The 15,393-nt window shown below is 66.4% G+C and carries 12 protein-coding genes; 9 read left to right on the top strand and 3 right to left on the bottom strand.

The window, feature by feature from the left end; genetic code table 11:
• The first annotated feature begins 51 nt into the window (after positions 1-51).
• Positions 52-1,239 carry an MFS transporter gene (locus ACQR13_RS21815; RefSeq protein ID WP_434841843.1) on the top strand — a complete coding sequence of 396 codons (1,188 nt, stop codon included), beginning with the start codon at positions 52-54 and terminating at the stop codon, positions 1,237-1,239.
• Here the strand turns inward: ACQR13_RS21815 and dgcA are convergent.
• Positions 1,221-2,216: an N-acetyl-D-Glu racemase DgcA gene (gene dgcA / locus ACQR13_RS21810; protein ID WP_316169656.1), complete on the bottom strand. Its 996-nt coding sequence runs from the start codon at positions 2,214-2,216 to the stop codon at positions 1,221-1,223. The genes ACQR13_RS21815 and dgcA overlap by 19 nt on opposite strands.
• Before the next feature lie 158 nt (positions 2,217-2,374).
• Here dgcA and ACQR13_RS21805 point away from each other — a divergent pair, with 158 nt between their 5' ends.
• The 3 genes from ACQR13_RS21805 (at position 2,375) to ACQR13_RS21795 (ending at position 5,309) form a co-directional block, all read left to right on the top strand.
• Complete coding sequence (locus tag ACQR13_RS21805) at positions 2,375-3,508, top strand: ABC transporter permease (protein WP_315713623.1); 1,134 nt, start codon at positions 2,375-2,377, stop codon at positions 3,506-3,508.
• 6 nt (positions 3,509-3,514) lie between these two features.
• Positions 3,515-4,285, top strand: coding sequence for an ABC transporter ATP-binding protein (locus ACQR13_RS21800; RefSeq protein WP_315753168.1), 771 nt, complete (start codon positions 3,515-3,517; stop codon positions 4,283-4,285).
• Between the two features lie 151 nt (positions 4,286-4,436).
• Positions 4,437-5,309: an MlaD family protein gene (locus ACQR13_RS21795; protein WP_315753167.1), complete on the top strand. Its 873-nt coding sequence runs from the start codon at positions 4,437-4,439 to the stop codon at positions 5,307-5,309.
• Positions 5,310-5,592: 283 nt separating this feature from the next.
• On the opposite strand, the gene ACQR13_RS21790 is transcribed toward ACQR13_RS21795, so the two are convergent.
• Positions 5,593-11,205 (bottom strand): methyl-accepting chemotaxis protein, encoded by a 5,613-nt coding sequence (locus ACQR13_RS21790; protein WP_434863234.1) that lies wholly within the window; start codon positions 11,203-11,205, stop codon positions 5,593-5,595.
• A 381-nt stretch (positions 11,206-11,586) separates the two neighbouring features.
• Here ACQR13_RS21790 and ACQR13_RS21785 point away from each other — a divergent pair, with 381 nt between their 5' ends.
• Both ACQR13_RS21785 and ACQR13_RS21780 read left to right on the top strand, forming a co-directional pair.
• Positions 11,587-11,961, top strand: coding sequence for an Hpt domain-containing protein (locus ACQR13_RS21785; RefSeq protein WP_315753165.1), 375 nt, complete (start codon positions 11,587-11,589; stop codon positions 11,959-11,961).
• Positions 11,962-12,044: 83 nt separating this feature from the next.
• The gene (locus ACQR13_RS21780) at positions 12,045-12,365 is read left to right on the top strand and encodes a 2Fe-2S iron-sulfur cluster-binding protein (protein WP_172115065.1); all 321 of its coding nucleotides are present in this window, start codon (positions 12,045-12,047) and stop codon (positions 12,363-12,365) included.
• A 50-nt stretch (positions 12,366-12,415) separates the two neighbouring features.
• On the opposite strand, the gene ACQR13_RS21775 is transcribed toward ACQR13_RS21780, so the two are convergent.
• Complete coding sequence (locus ACQR13_RS21775) at positions 12,416-12,880, bottom strand: acyl-CoA thioesterase (RefSeq protein ID WP_315828161.1); 465 nt, start codon at positions 12,878-12,880, stop codon at positions 12,416-12,418.
• A gap of 174 nt (positions 12,881-13,054) precedes the next feature.
• Here ACQR13_RS21775 and ACQR13_RS21770 point away from each other — a divergent pair, with 174 nt between their 5' ends.
• The 3 genes from ACQR13_RS21770 (at position 13,055) to ACQR13_RS21760 (ending at position 15,322) form a co-directional block, all read left to right on the top strand.
• Positions 13,055-14,083 (top strand): NAD(P)/FAD-dependent oxidoreductase, encoded by a 1,029-nt coding sequence (locus tag ACQR13_RS21770; RefSeq protein WP_315712687.1) that lies wholly within the window; start codon positions 13,055-13,057, stop codon positions 14,081-14,083.
• A 172-nt stretch (positions 14,084-14,255) separates the two neighbouring features.
• Positions 14,256-14,864, top strand: coding sequence for a DUF2147 domain-containing protein (locus ACQR13_RS21765; protein ID WP_316167239.1), 609 nt, complete (start codon positions 14,256-14,258; stop codon positions 14,862-14,864).
• Positions 14,865-14,941: 77 nt separating this feature from the next.
• On the top strand, positions 14,942-15,322 hold the full coding sequence (locus ACQR13_RS21760) for a DUF3551 domain-containing protein (protein WP_315753162.1): 381 nt from the start codon (positions 14,942-14,944) through the stop codon (positions 15,320-15,322).
• Positions 15,323-15,393: the final 71 nt, after the last annotated feature.

Genomic DNA, 15,393 nt, shown 5'->3' with positions numbered 1-15,393 from the left:
GCGCGTTGGCATAACGATCACCATGATATTGATCGAATCGCAATTGAATTGATGCCACTGTCCCGACAAATCTCCACCACATCGCCGGTATTGTCGCGCCGATTCGCGGACAGGTTGGGGCTGTTCTATGGCGCTGTGTTCGTGCTCTCGGGCACGCATCTGCCGTTCTTTCCCGTATGGCTACGGGCGATCGGCCTGGATGCCGCATGGATTGGGGTCATCGTTGCGGTTCCCGCCGTAACCCGCTTCACCGTCCTGCCGCTGATCACCGCGGTTGCCGAGCGCCGGCAGGCCCTGCGCGCCGCGATGCGGCTGACCACCTTCGCAACGGCATCGGGCTTTGTGGCTCTTGCCTTCCAGCGCGAACCCTGGCTGGTATTCCTGGTCTACGTGGCAACCTGCTGTCTCTGGACACCCGTTGTCCCGCTGACGGACGCTTATGCGCTCCGTGGCGTGATGAGCTATGGCCTGAACTACGGTCGCCTGCGGCTGTGGGGATCGGCCGCATTCATCGCCGGAACGCTGCTGTGCGGCGGGCTGGTCGACCTCGCGCCGTCGTCCGAGCTGATCTGGATCATCGTCTCGGTCGCGCTGTGCGGTGCGGCAAGCAGCCTGCTGCTGCAGGCGCTGCCGCCGCTGCCGCATGGCGCCGGCCTGGCCCGGGACGGGCGCAGTCTGCTGGGCAATCCGAGCTTCCTCTGCATCATCGCCGCTTCGGCGCTGATCCAGGCAAGCCATGCGGCCTACTACACGTTCTCCGCCATCGAGTGGAAGGCGCAGGGCTTCAGCGGGCTGACAATCGCTTGGCTCTGGACCATGGGCGTGCTGGCCGAGATCGTCGTGTTCGCCCTGTCGCCCCGGTTCACGCTGGCGCCCGCGAGCCTGGTCATGATCGGCGCGATGGCGGCCGTGCTGCGCTGGAGCCTCACGGCCCAGGAGCCCCATGCGGGTGGGCTCGCCGCGGTCCAGATCAGTCACGGCTTCACCTTCGGGCTGACCCTGGTTGGAACCATGGGGCTGTTGGTCCGCCAAGTGCCGGCGCAGCTGACGGCGCGCGGGCAGGGCTATTATGCGGCTGCGAGCGGCGTGGTCGGCTCGGCGGCATCGGCCCTCTCGGGGCCGGTCTATGCGGCCTATGGACCCGGTGTCTACTACGTGATGGCCGCGATGGCCGGAGCGGGCGGCGTCCTGATGTGGATCGCGCACCGAAGCCTGTCGTTTCAGCCCCACAACGCCTGATCGGGCGGATAGACCAGGCTGTCCTCGTAGTGCAGGCCGTGCTCGCAATCCTCGGCGAGCAGCAGCGGACCGTCCAGATCGACGAAACGGGCGAAAGGCGTCAGCAGCATGGCCGGTGCCATCGACAGCGATGTCGCCACCATGCAGCCGACCATGATGTCGAAGCCGACCGCGCGCGCGGCTTCGACCATCGCAAGCGCCTCGGTTAGTCCTCCGGTCTTGTCGAGCTTGATGTTGACGGCGTCATAGCGTCCGCGCAGCGCTTCGAGCGAGTCGCGGTCATGCACGCTCTCGTCGGCGCAGACGGTGAGCGGGCGCGCGATCTTTCCGAGCGCTTCGTCTTTCCCTGCGGGCAGCGGCTGCTCGACCAGCGTGACGCCGGCGATGGCGCAGGCTGCGAGATTGGATTCCAAATTCGCTTCGGTCCAGGCCTCGTTGGCGTCGACGATCAGTTGTGACTGCGGCGCCGCCGCTCGCACGGCTGCAATCCGCGCAGGATCGCCGTCGCCGCCGAGCTTGATCTTGAGCAGCGGGCGATGCGCGGCCTTGGCCGCAGCTTTGGCCATCACATCGGGGCTCCCGAGCGAAATCGTGTAGGCCGTGACGCACGGTGCCGGTGCGCGACGTCCGAGCAGGTCCCAGATGCGCCGGCCGCTCCGCTTGGCTTCGAGGTCGAGCAGCGCGCAGTCGAGCGCATTGCGCGCCGCGCCCGGCGGCAACGCCGTCTGCAGGGCGGCGCGGTCGAGACCAGAGGCGACCGCATCGCGCATCGCGAGCAGGGCGCTCAGCGCCGCATCGGGCGTTTCGCCATAACGCGGATAGGGCACGCATTCGCCGCGGCCAACCATCGTCCCGTGTCGCAGCTCCGCGATCACTGTCACGGCTTCGGTCTTGGCGCCGCGGCTGATCGTGAAGCTGCCGGCGATCGGCCAGTGGCCGATCCGGGCGTCCAGTATTGGAAAACCGTTGGAAGTCATTTGAAAGTCTGGCGCTTTGTGAACCGGAATGAGGCGCTTGGGACTTGCGCGATCTGACCGACTATGGCTGTTGATAGTGGTCTCCGGCAAGGTGGTAGCGACGCGGTGGGATTTTTCTCGTCAAGGAGCGGACGTCCAAGGCTCCGAGGATGGCCGTCGTGAAGGGCGGCCCTGATTTGCAGCGCAGTGGCGATGGCAACGCGCTGTCGCTGCGCGCGACCGGCGCCTGGACTGCGCCCTTTGCGCCGTCGCTCGAACGGCTCGTCGCCGATGCCGAAAAGCTCGCCGGCAAGAAGATCGATGTCTCCATCGACGTCTCCCAAGTCTCCAAGCTCGACACGTTCGGTGCCTGGCTGATCGAGCGGCTGCGCCGCAGCTTCACGACCGGAACCGTCGAGGTCCGGATCGATGGGCTCTCTGCGAACTACGCCAGCCTGGTCGACGAGGTTCGACGCGTCAGCACCGCGCCCAATGGCGACGCGACGATGGTGACCATCACCGGCATGCTCGGCCAGATCGGTCTCAGTGTCGCCGGCATCTTCGGCACGATCGCCGCGCTGATCGACATGCTCGGCGCCGTGATCGTCGCCAGCGGCCGGGTCCTCATTCATCCCCGCAGCTTCCGATTGACCTCGACCATCCATCATCTCGAGCAGGTGTGCTGGCGCGCGGTGCCGATCATCGTGCTGATCACCTTCCTGATCGGCTGCATCATCGCTCAGCAGGGCATCTTCCATTTCCGAAGGTTCGGCGCCGACATCTTCGTCGTCGACATGCTCGGCGTGCTGGTGCTGCGCGAGATCGGCGTGCTGCTGGTGGCGATCATGATCGCGGGCCGGTCGGGTAGCGCCTACACGGCCGAGCTCGGCTCGATGAAGATGCGCGAGGAGATCGACGCGCTGCGCACAATGGGCTTCGATCCGATCGAGGTCCTGATCCTGCCGCGCATGCTCGCGCTGGTGATCGCACTGCCGATCCTGGCCTTCCTCGGCGACATCGCCGCGCTCTATGGCGGTGGGCTGGTGGCTTGGTTCTATGGCGGCGTCGATCCCGAGGCCTTCCTGCTGCGCCTGCGCGATGCGATCTCGATCGATCATTTCAAGGTCGGGCTGCTCAAGGCGCCGGTGATGGCGGCGGTGATCGGGATCGTCGCCTGCGTCGAAGGACTGGCAGTGCAGGGCAGTGCCGAGTCGCTGGGGCGCCACACCACTTCGTCGGTGGTGAAGGGCATCTTCTTCGTCATCGTGATGGACGGCGTGTTCGCGATCTTCTTCGCCGCGGTCGGGATGTGAGCTGAGATGACGCAGGAGGTCTCCGATCCGATCATCCGCGTGCGTGACGTTACCGTGCAGTTCGGCAAGACGCGCGTGCTCGACGGGCTCGACCTCGACGTCAAGCGCGGCGAGATCCTGGGCTTCGTCGGTCCATCCGGCGCCGGCAAGTCGGTGCTGACGCGCACCATCATCGGCCTCGTGCCGAAGCTGTCGGGCAACATCGAGGTGTTCGGCGTCGATCTCGACGCCGCCGATCGTGCCGGCCGCCGCGCCGTCGAGCGGCGCTGGGGCGTGCTGTTCCAGCAGGGCGCGTTGTTCTCCTCGCTCACCGTGCGGCAGAACATCCAGTTCCCGGTCCGGGAGTATCTCAAGGTCTCGCAGCGTCTGCTCGACGAGATCATGATCGCAAAGCTGGTGATGGTCGGATTGCGGCCCGATGTTGCTGATCGTTTCCCGAGCGAGCTGTCGGGGGGCATGATCAAGCGCGTGGCGCTGGCACGCGCGCTCGCGCTCGATCCGGAGCTGGTGTTCCTCGATGAGCCGACCTCGGGGCTCGACCCGATCGGCGCCGGCGATTTCGACGAGCTCGTCCGGACCCTGCAGCGCACTTTGGGACTGACGGTTTTCATGGTAACCCATGATCTCGACAGCCTGTATACGGCGTGCGACCGCATCGCCGTGCTGGGCGACGGCAAGATTATCGCCGCGGGATCGATGGCCGACATGCAGGCCTCGGAACATCCGTGGCTCCGACAGTATTTCCACGGCAAGCGTGCCCGAGCCGTGATGGGGTAGCGCGACGCGCCCCAGGGACGATTTTTGTGAGCGGGAGTGGGGACTGCCGCGACAAAGTTGATGGGGTGGGTGCCGCTGTCCGGCGCCAACCGACAGTGCACGGAAGCGGGGGCCGGATGACCACCGCGACGTGCCGGTACCGGAGTTGGTAATGGAAACGCGGGCGAATTACGTCCTGATCGGGTCGTTCACGCTGGCTGTGATTGCCGCGGCGATCGGATTTGTCCTCTGGTTTCAGAGCCTGCACACGACCAAGCAGCGCAGCCCGCTGCGGGTCGTGTTCGAGGGTCCGGCCGCGGGTCTGCGCAACGGCGGCAGCGTCAACTTCAATGGTATCCGGGTCGGTGAGGTCATCTCGGTCAAGCTCGACAATCCGCGCCGCGTCGTCGCGCTGGCGATGGTCGAGAACAACGCACCGATCCGCAAGGACACCCTGGTCGGGCTCGAGTTCCAGGGCCTGACCGGCGTCGCCGCGATCTCGCTGAAGGGCGGCGAGGAGGCTGCGCCGCCGCCGCCGCTCGACGAGGATGGCGTGCCGGTGCTGCGTGCCGATCCGACCCGGCTGCAGGACGTGACCGAAGCGATCCGAGCCACCTTACAGAACATCAACAAGGTGGTCGCGGACAACCAGGACGCCGTGAAGAACTCGATCAAGAATCTCGAGGTGTTCACCCAGTCGCTGGCCCGCAATTCCGAGCGCATCGATGGCGTCATGAGCCGTGTCGACGGCATCATGGGCAAGGCCGATACCCTGATGCTCGGTCTCAACACGCTGGCCGGCGGCAAGGATGGCGGCGAGCTGTTCCTGACGGTGAAATCGATCCGGGAGCTCGCCGAGGATCTGGACAAGCGCTCCGGCGCGCTGATGGCCGATGGACGGCGCACGCTGTCCGACATCAGCCGCGCCGTGAACAATTTCGACCGCAATCCGACCCGGGTCCTGTTCGGGGCCAGCAACGCCAGCCCGAGCAACGCCCAGGCCTCGCAGCCCGCGCCCGCGGCGCCCACCAGCGGGCGGCGGTGAGGGAGGCGGGCGGGCGCAGGGCGTAGCGAGAGGCAGCGCCTCGGTGCCCTCCGCGGCGATGCACCGATTGCTCCACGCTCGGCTTGGCATTGTCCCGTCTCATGCTGACTGGCATCCCGGGCGCCTGCAACGACGGCTGCCGTGCCGGTCGGGCCGGCGACGGGCAAATCCGAAAACGCTTCACTGGACCCCGATAAGCGAAACGGAGGCCTCGCGGCCTCCGTTCTCTATTCTCATCGCGGTCGGCTCCTCGCCATCCGCTAGTCGCTGTTCGCTGCTCCCGTCACGCCAGCCTTCCGGCGGCGTGGGCGAGCAAGGTGTAGACCAGCCCGGTCTCCGAGGTGAGCTGGGCACGCAGCGCCTGCGGATTGCGGTCGTCGCGTGCGACCTCGTCGAGCAGCCGCTCGAACTCGGTGATGTAGCGGTCCACCGTCTGCTTGAAGGTACGGTCGGCGCGGTACTTGCGGGCGACCTCGTCGAACGCCTTCTGGCCGGCCGGGGTGTAGAGACGCTTGGAGAACGCCTTGGTCTCGCCCCGCTGGTAGCGGTCCCACATCTCGGCCGCGAGATTGCGGTCCATCAGCCGTGCGATGTCGAGCGACAGCGACTCCAGCGGATTGCCCGACTGCTGCGCCGGACCGCGGCCACGCGGCGGCTGGGGCTGGCCGGCGGTGCTGTTGTCGGCCCGGTTGAGCAGGTCGGACAGCCAGTTGTCGCTGCGCTGATCGGCGACCGGACCCATCGGCGGCGCCTCGACCCGGCGTGGCTGCGGCGGCGGGGCCGGCGGCTGCATGCCGAGATCCGGCGGCGGCAGGTTGGCGACGCTGGTCGCAGCCGGCTCGCGCAGGCGCATGTCCGGCCGGCCGCCGACGGCTGCGGCGACGATCGGCTCTTCCTGACGGATCACGGCCGCTGGCGCCGCGACCGCGGCGGGACGCGACGCGCTGACCACGTCGAGACCGCGGCCGTGATGCGCGACGATCCGGTTGAGTTCGGCCAGCGCCTCGATCTGGTCGACGATGACCTTGCGCATCTGCGCCGTGCTCTCGGCGGCCTCCTGCGGCATCTCCAGCACGCCGCGGCGCAGCTCGTTGCGCGTCGCCTCGAGCTCGCGATGCATCTCGGCGGTCATCTGCTTCATGCTCGACACCAGCGTGGCGAACTTCTCCGCCGACTGCTTGAACATCGCATCGGCTTCCTGCGTGCTCTGCTGGTAGATCTCCTGCATCTGCGACGTGGTGAGGCGGCGTTCCTCCTCGGCGTTGGCGCGGATGGCCTCGAACTGGCGGCTGAGCGCGGTCGAGCCGGCCCCCGCCGTTTCCGCCACGACCCGGGCGATGTCGCGGGCGCGCTCCTCGGCGGCCGCCAAGGACTCGTCGAGCAGGGTGGTGAAGCGCGTCAGACGCTGGTCGAGATCGGCGGTGCGCAGATCGATGGTGGTGACCAGCGATTCCAGCGTCGTCTTGCGATCCGAGATCGAGACGGTCGCATCGCGGTTGCTCTGCTCGACGATGGCCGCCGCCTCGATCAGCGCCTTGCCATGCGCGTCGAACTGGCCGGACAGCGAGTTTAGATCCTCCAGCGCCCGCGACGTCTTGGAGTTGAACACGTTGAGCTGGTCCTCGAGCGTCTGCGTCGCGGTGCCGTTGCGCGCGGTGACGTCGTTCATCGCGGTGACGAAGTCGGCCACCCGGGTGACCAGCGCCCGCTCCAGCGAGTTGAGGTTGTCGTGGGCGCCGGTCAGGACCTCCTGCAGCAGGATGTTGCCCTCGCGCAGACGTTCGAACAGGGCGACCGTGTCGGTGCGCAGGATCTTGCTCGTCTCCTGCATCTCCGTGACCGCAGCCACCGAGACCTGGCGCGACTGCTCGATCGCCGCGCGCGAGGCCTGCTCCAGCTCCTTGAGCGACTTGGTGATCGCGGTGGTCGCGAGCTCTCCCGCCGAGGTGATGGTGCGGGCGACCTCGGAGCCGTTGCCATTGACGCTCTGGGCGAAGTTCTGGCCGCGGACCTCGATCGCCTTCAGCGCGTCGGTGGTGACGCGATCGATCTCGATCGTGAGCTGGTTGGTCTTCGAGTTGAGTGCCTCCACAAGGGTGCCGCGCTTGCCGTCGAGCATCTGCGACAGCCGCTCGCTCTGCTGCTGCACATAGGTGACGATCTCGTCGGTCTTGCCGGTCATGGCCGAGCCGAACGAGTTGCCGGCGGCGAGCACCGAGCGCTCGATCTCGGTCGAGGTCGACTTGACCCGCGTGGAGACCTCGTTGGAGGCGGCGACGAGCGCGCTCTGCGCATTGAGCGCGCTGCTCTGGATCGCATCGGTGGTGTTCGCCGCGACGGAATTGATGACGCGCTCGATCTCCGACGACATCGCCTTGAGCTGGCCCGCGGTGTCGGTGGAGGTGGCGGTCAGCAGGTTCTGCGCCTCGCGCGCGCCGCCGACGATCACCGCGACCGTCTCGGTCGTGGTCGTCGTCAGCACCGCCTGGGCTTCGCGTGCGCTGCCGACCAGGGTGGCCGCGGTGTCGGCTGACGTGGCGGTCAGCGACATCTGCGCCTGGCGCGCGCTGTTGAGGATCGAGCTCGCGGTATCGGCGCCGACGGACGACAGCGTCCGCTCGACGTCGACGGCCAGCGACTTGACGTGCTCGGTTGCTTCCGTCGAGGCGGTGACGAGCTTCGACTGGACGTCGCGGGCGCTGTCGACGATCGCTGCGGCCGTGCTGGTTCCGACCGCGGCGAGCGTGCGCTCGACGTCGGCCGCCAGCGACTTGACGTGATTGGCCGCTTCGGACGAAGCGCTGATCAGCGTGCTCTGCGCTTCCCGGGCGCCGCCGGTGATCGTTTCCGCGGTGGTCGTCCCCGCGATCGACAGCGAGCGCTGGACGTCGACGGTCAGCGCCTTGACCTGTTCGGCCGCTTCGCTCGATGCCGCGAGCAGGGCATGCTGGGCATCACGGGCGCCCGCCGTGATGGCTTCGGCGGTTTCCGTCCCGGCACTGGTCAGCGAGCGCTGCACGTCGGCTGCGAGCGACTTCACGTGCTCGGCCGCGTTGGAGGAGGCGGACACCAGCGTGTTCTGGACCTCGCGTGCACCGGCGAGGATCGAGGCTGCCGTGGCCGAGCCGGCGGCCGTCAGCGCCTGCTCGACGTCGACGGCGAGCGACTTGACGTGGGTGGCGGCATCGGAGGAGGCGGACACCAGCGTGTTCTGGGCCTCGCGCGCACCGGCGAGGATCGAGGCTGCGGTGGTCGAGCCTGCCGCCGTGAGCGTGCGCTCGACGTCGGCCGACAGCGACTTGATCTGGTCGGCGGTCTCGCCGGAGGCCGCGACCAGCGTGGCCTGGGCCTCGCGTGCGCTGGTCAGGACGGCCTCGGCCGCGCTGCTGCCTGCGTTCGACAGGGCACGCTCGACCTCGGCGGAGGTGTTCTTCAACTGCGATCCGACGTCGGTCGAGACGTTGAGCAGCGCCTGCTGTGCCGAGCGGGCCCCGGTCTGGATGGTCTCGCTGGTGTTGACCACGAGGTTGGTCAGCGCCCGCTCCGCATCTTCCACATGCGATTTGATGCTGGCGGACAGCAGCTCGGCGCGCGTCATCAGTTCGTCGCTCGCCTGGCGGCCGCTGCTCTCGATGCGGCCGGCCACCGCCTCGACGCGCGAGCCGAGCAGGTCCTCGAACTGCGACACGCGATGGTCGATGTCCTTGGCGATCGAGCCGACGCGGGTCTCGATGCCCTGATGGATGTCCTGAAAGCGCGCGGTGACGGCTTCGGTCAGCTCGTAGCTGCGGCCGTCGATGATGTTCGACAGGCTGTGGATGCGCTGATCGATCGCTTCGAGCGCCTTGTCGGTGCCGTCGGTCAGCGAGGAGGTCAGAATGTTGAGGCGGGAATCGATCGACTGGATCGCCTGCGCCGAGCCGTCGGTCAGCGAGGTCGTCAGAACGGTGAGCCGGGAGTCGATCGCGTGCAGCACCTGCGCCGCGCCGTCGGTCAGCGAGTTGGACAGAGTGCCGAGGCGGCCTTCGATCGTCGAGGTCACCGAGGTCGCGCGGTTGTCGAAGTTCTCCTCGAGCGACTTGAGGCGGCCCTCGACGCTGTCGTCGAAGGTCTTGATCTTCGCATCGAGCGAGGTGTCGAGGGTGGTGATGCGGGCCTGCAGATTGGTCTCGAACTGGTTCAGCCGCTGATCCAGCGTCGCCGTGATCTCACCGCTGTTGGAAGACAGCCGCGTATCGAACGTATCGACATAGGACTTGAGATTGTCGGAGATTTCCTGGGTCCGCTGGCCCATGCGCTCGACGATCTCGCCGCCATAGGTCTTCACCGTGCGGTCGAACTCGGTGATGTGCCGGGTGATCAGCGCGCCCAGCGTCGAGCTGTCGCGTGCGAAGCGCTCGGCGAGCTCGGTGCCCTGGTTCTTCACCAGCTCGTCGAAGGCGCTGATCTGGATCGACAGCGTGTCGTGGGTGCTCTCGGTCTGGCTGACGACCTTGGCGACCAGCGAATTGACGGTCGCATCGAGCGACTCGCTCGCCTTCTCGCCTGACGTGACGATGTGGCCGGACATGCGCTGGCTCGCCTCGTCGATCTTGGTGACGAGATCGCCGCTGCGCAGCTCGAGCTCCAACAGGAGGGACTCGCCGGACGCCTTGAGCTGGTCGTGAACCTGCTCGGTTCGCACCGAGATGCCGTCGACGATGGCCGCCGTGCGCTGCTCGAACTCGCTGGTGATGCGGTCGATGCGCTCGTTGAGCATCTCGTGGACTCGGTCCGACAGGTCGGCGAACTCGTCGTGGACGTGGCCGGTCTTGAAATTGAGGCTGGTGGTGAGCCGCTCCGAGGCGTCGAGCACGGCGCGGGTGGTCTCGGCGCTGGCCTCTTCGAGCCGGTCGAGCAGATCGCCGCCGCGCTCGCCGAGCGCGAGGATCATGTTGTCGCCGGCGTTGCCGAGCGCGGCCGTGATGTGGGCGCCGCGCTCTTCCAGCGCGCCGGTGATGCTCTTGGCGACCTCGTCGACCCGCGAGGCGATCGCGTCCGAGATCAGCGCGATGTCGTGGCGAAGGTCGATCTGGACGCCCGAGATGGCGCTCCGAACCTGCTCGGCCTGGCCCACGAGGTTGTCGCGCTGATGGGCGATGTCCTGGAGCAGGGCGCGGATGCGGACCTCGTTGTCGCTGTAGGCGCGCTCGAGCGCCGCAACCTCGTTGGCGACCAGCATCTCGAGCTCGCCTGCGCGAGCGATCGCGCGCTCGACGCCGTCGCCCATCGCCGCGACCTCGCGGCGGATGGCCTGGCCGACGGTCACGATCGAATCGCTGACGGCGCCTTCCGGCTCGGAGAAGCGGATCGCGACCTGCGCCATCGACTGCGCGATCATGCGCAGCTCCTGGCCGCGCCAAGCGAGGCTCGCGAGGAAATAGAACAGCAGAACCGGGGCAAAGAACACTGCGGCGAGGCCTGCCATGACCAGCACGCCGCCGCTCTGGCCGATCAAGGTCTGCAAAGCGGGCAGGAAGCCGATGGTCAGCAGGACGCAGCCGACGATCCAGATGCCTGCAAAGGCGGTTGCCAGCGTGTAGACGCCGCGTGACGGGCGGCCCTTTTGGATCGCCTGCAGCAATTGGCCGATAGTCTCGCGGTCGTCATTGGCCGGGTGGCGCGCGGCGAGCGGCGGCGGCTCGATCTCGTCAAGGCTGCTGCGGTCGATGCCCGGACGGGAGTCGAACGAATCCAGACTGGACACGCCGTTCGGCATGACGGGCGGAGCCCCGTCAGCGTGGACCGAGCCCTGCGAGTCCGTGGGCGCGGACGAATCGCTGATGTTCAAAGCCTCCTGAATGGCGGACAGCGCAACTTCAGTCGGGTCTTTGACCTTTTTCGGAGTGTTCGCCATGTTGAGTCCGAGCCCTCGTCTTAATTTCGATCCGGCGAGCCGCGTACGAGTGCCCTCTCGCAACGCTCGAACCGGACGTCATCCCTCGCAGGCACCAGGGGTGGCAAATTCCGCCAGGTGACCCACTCCATCCGGGCATCATCCTATTGGCTGTGCCTGTTGAAAGAAATGGCCGTGGTTAAGAGATTCTTAATCATCGTTAACAGCAGCCGCCGTTAACACTCTAGAAGTTCTGCGAATTCCCGTTTCTGCCGTGATTGGGGCAGAGCCGGGCCCAAATCACGGCAAACCCGCGGCAATTGGGCCGGTAACAATGCATTAACCATTGTCGTGCTTGGCTTACCACAGGCGCGCGCGGCGCGCCCGGACCGGATTGCCGCCATGATTCCCGACCTTTCACGGATCGAATGGATGCCCTCGCCCCCGCTGGTTCCCGATGACGGGCCGATCAGCCTGGACCTGCTGCGCCGGATGACGCTCGGCGACAGCGCGCTCGAGCGCGAGGTGCTCGCCATGTTCTCCAGCCAGGCCGTCCGCCTGCTGGAGCGCTTGCAGGTGATGCCCGAGGACGCCGCCACCGTCGCCCACACGCTGAAGGGCTCGGCCCGCGCCGTCGGCGCGCTCGACGTCGCCGACGCGGCGGAAGGGCTCGAAGCGGCGCTGCGGGCGGGCGACCCGGCCGATGCGCTGGCCTGGCTCGGCACGGCGATCGCGCAGGCCCGCGCGGCGATTTCGGAGATGCTCGGCGCGGCCTGAGCGGCCGGCGGCAGCACTAGCGCGGAGCGGAGCGGTCCGTTATAGGACAGCCCGACCTCATTTCTTGCGCAGCACGAGCACACATGGCCAAGATCACCTTTGTCGACCATACCGGCGAATCCCGAACCGTTGACATCGAAAACGGCGCGACCGTGATGGAAGCGGCGATCCGCAACGCCATTCCCGGCATCGAGGCCGAATGTGGCGGCGCGTGCGCCTGCGCGACTTGCCATGTCTATGTCGACGAAGCCTGGCGCGAGAAGGTCGGCCCGCCGACCCCGATGGAAGAGGACATGCTCGATTTCGGCTACGATGTCCGGCCGAATTCCCGTCTTTCCTGCCAGATCAAGGTCTCCGACGAACTCGACGGCCTCGTCGTCGCCACCCCCGAGCGTCAGGCCTGACCGTTCGCCTCGCGCCCTCGTCGCCGCGCTTCGGCTGATCGCCGCCAGGCCTATGCCGGCGGCGCGATCGCCATGCCGCGGCGGACCCAGGGCTGTAGCGCAGCAACGAGATTCGGCGTCAGCGGCGCCGGTTTGCGCGTCACCTCGTCGATCAGGACCATGACCGCGGTGGCCGACGCCACGCAGCGCCCGTCCGAGAACACGACCTGCTCGCAGGTCACCGACGTGCGCCCCAGCCTCACGACCCCCAGTCCCAGTTCGATCGTGCCCGGCCAGCGCAGCTCGGCCCGGAAATGCATGTCCAGCCGCACCATGATCCAGGCCAGCCCGTCCTGGGTCAGGCCATGGCGCGGGTCTTTCATCAAGGTCACCCGGCCGGTCTCGAAGTAGGTCGCGTAGACCGCATTGTTGACGTGCTGGTTGGGATCGAGGTCGCCGAAGCGGACATTGTCCGCGAGGCGGTAGGGAAAGTCCTCCAGGCGTGGCGCGTGGTCGCCGCGGGCCGTCTCTGTCACCGATTGATCTCCATCATTCATGTCCCCTTCAAACCCGGCTAAGCCCACCGCTGCAAGCCGCGCGCGAGCCAGGGGCGGCTTTTGTGCCTTCCCTGCGACCACACCAATGGCTACAAATTCGGAACCGCCATCTGCCGCCATCCGTCGAGCGGCGCCTCCAACGAGAAGAGCGACATGAGCGAAGCGATCAAGACCGATGTGCTGATCATTGGCGCGGGCCCTTGCGGACTGTTTGCCGTTTTTGAACTGGGGCTGCTCGACATCAAGGCGCATCTGATCGACATCCTCGACAAGGTCGGCGGCCAATGCGCCGAGCTGTATCCGGAGAAGCCGATCTACGACATTCCCGGCGTGCCGATGGTGACGGGGCAGGGCCTCACCGATCAATTGATGGAGCAGATCAAGCCGTTCAGTCCGACCTTCCATCTCGGCGAGATGGTCGAGAAGGTCGAAAAGATCGGCGATCCCGGTTTTCGCGTCACCACCGATGCCGGCAAGGTGTTCGAGTGCAAGGTCGTGGTGATCGCGGCCGGCGGCGGCTCGTTCCAGCCCAAGCGCCCGCCGGTGCCGGGCATCGAGGCCTATGAAGGCACCTCGGTATTCTATGCCGTGCGCAAGATGGAGCAGTTCCGCGACAAGAATGTCGTCATCGTCGGCGGCGGCGACTCCGCGCTCGACTGGACGCTCAACCTGCACCCCATCGCGAAGCGCATCACGCTCGTTCATCGCCGCGACGACTTCCGTGCCGCGCCCCACAGCGTCGAGCAGATGCGCGCGCTCGTCGCCGGCGGCAAGATGGATCTGCGCATCGGCCAGGTGACCGCGCTCGAAGGCGCCAATGGCCAGCTGTCGGCTGCGACGATCAAGGGCAACGACAACGCGGTCGAGACCGTCCCCTGCGAGATGATGCTGCCATTCTTCGGACTGACGATGAAACTCGGTCCGGTTGCCGAGTGGGGCCTCGCGCTCGAGCACAATCTCATTCCGGTCGAGACCTCTGCCTTCGAGACCTCCGTGCCCGGCATCTTCGCGATCGGCGACATCAACACCTATCCCGGCAAGATCAAGCTGATCCTGTGCGGCTTCCACGAGGGCGCGCTGATGGCGCAGAAGGCGCACCGCTACGTGTATCCGGAGAAGCGGCTGGTGTTCCAGTACACGACGTCGTCGTCGAGCCTGCAGAAGAAGCTCGGCGTCAACTAATTTGTCGGCGGTATGGAACCTTCCGCCGCCGGACCAACTCAAATGTGAAGAAATGTTTCCTGCGCGTGCCGGTTTCACCGGCGCGCCAGACCTGTTATGGGGCTGGAACGATGCATGAAACGGCCGTACTGTGCGGCCATTCATTTTGTGACTTGGTCAAGGTGAGATGATGATGCGCAATGCGTTTCCCCGACTTCGGCTGGTGCCTGGTGTGACGAAGCTCGCGATCGGCGCGCTCGTCGTTGCCGGTGCTCTGCTGACGCGGCCTGCGCTCGCGGCTGAGCCGACCGCGGCCGGTCTGTGGCAGAAGGTCGAGGATGGCAGGCCCGTCGGCTGGTTTCTCTTCATCGACCACGACGGCGTGTTCGAGGGCGTGATCGCCAAGACGTTTCCGCGTCCCGGCGACAATCCGAACGAGGTCTGTTCGAAGTGCAGCGATGACCGCAAGAATGCGCCAGTGCTCGGCATCTCCTTCGTGCGCGACATGAAGCGCGAGGGCCTGAAATACGAAGGCGGCAACGTGCTCAATCCGCGCGACGGCAACATCTGGAAGGCCAATATGCGGGTCAGTCCGGACGGGCAGACGCTGATCCTGCACGGCTATCTCGGCATCTCGCTGTTTGGCAAGGACGAGACCTGGACCCGCCTGCCGGACAGCAACATGGCGCAGATCGATCCTGCGATCCTCGCCAAATATCTGCCCTCGCAGGCGACGACGGCAACCGGCTCCGCCACCAAGCAGGCGCCTCCGATGATGAAGAAGCCGGCTGCAGTCAAGTAGACTGCTTCCGAACTGCGACCGTCCTCGCTCCTGGCCGACAAGGGATCGCGATCTCGGACACCGCGTCGGCGAAAAGCTTGATCCAGATCAACCGCGTGGTCGAGGACAAGGTCTCCATGATTATTCGAGCGTTGCTTGCCGGTGATCGTGCAGGCCATTGGCCGCAGCGGTTGGAATTCGACGAGGGAGCGATACTGATGCTGCGTTGGATCATCGCGGGGAGCGCGGCCATCTCCATGATCCCGATCGCCGCTGCTCAAACCTATGATTCCAATTATCCTGTCTGCCTACAAAGGTGGGAATGGGGTGGTAGCACCTATGTCGAATGCACCTATACGTCCTGGGATCAGTGTCGAAGGGCAGGCCGGGGCCTCGCGGCAATGTGCGTGAACAACCCATATTGGGCACAACGACAATCAGGATCGCTTGGCGGTGGTCGCCGTCGATTTGCGCGCTGAGCGTTGGGACGGCGAGGCCGACACGTTCTTCCAAGGCGGCCCGGCTCTCCATCCGCTCCCAACTCACCATG

This window comes from Bradyrhizobium sp. HKCCYLRH3059 (genome assembly GCF_051168035.1).
Lineage (GTDB): Bacteria > Pseudomonadota > Alphaproteobacteria > Rhizobiales > Xanthobacteraceae > Bradyrhizobium.
This window is presented reverse-complemented; position numbering and strand designations above follow the sequence as displayed.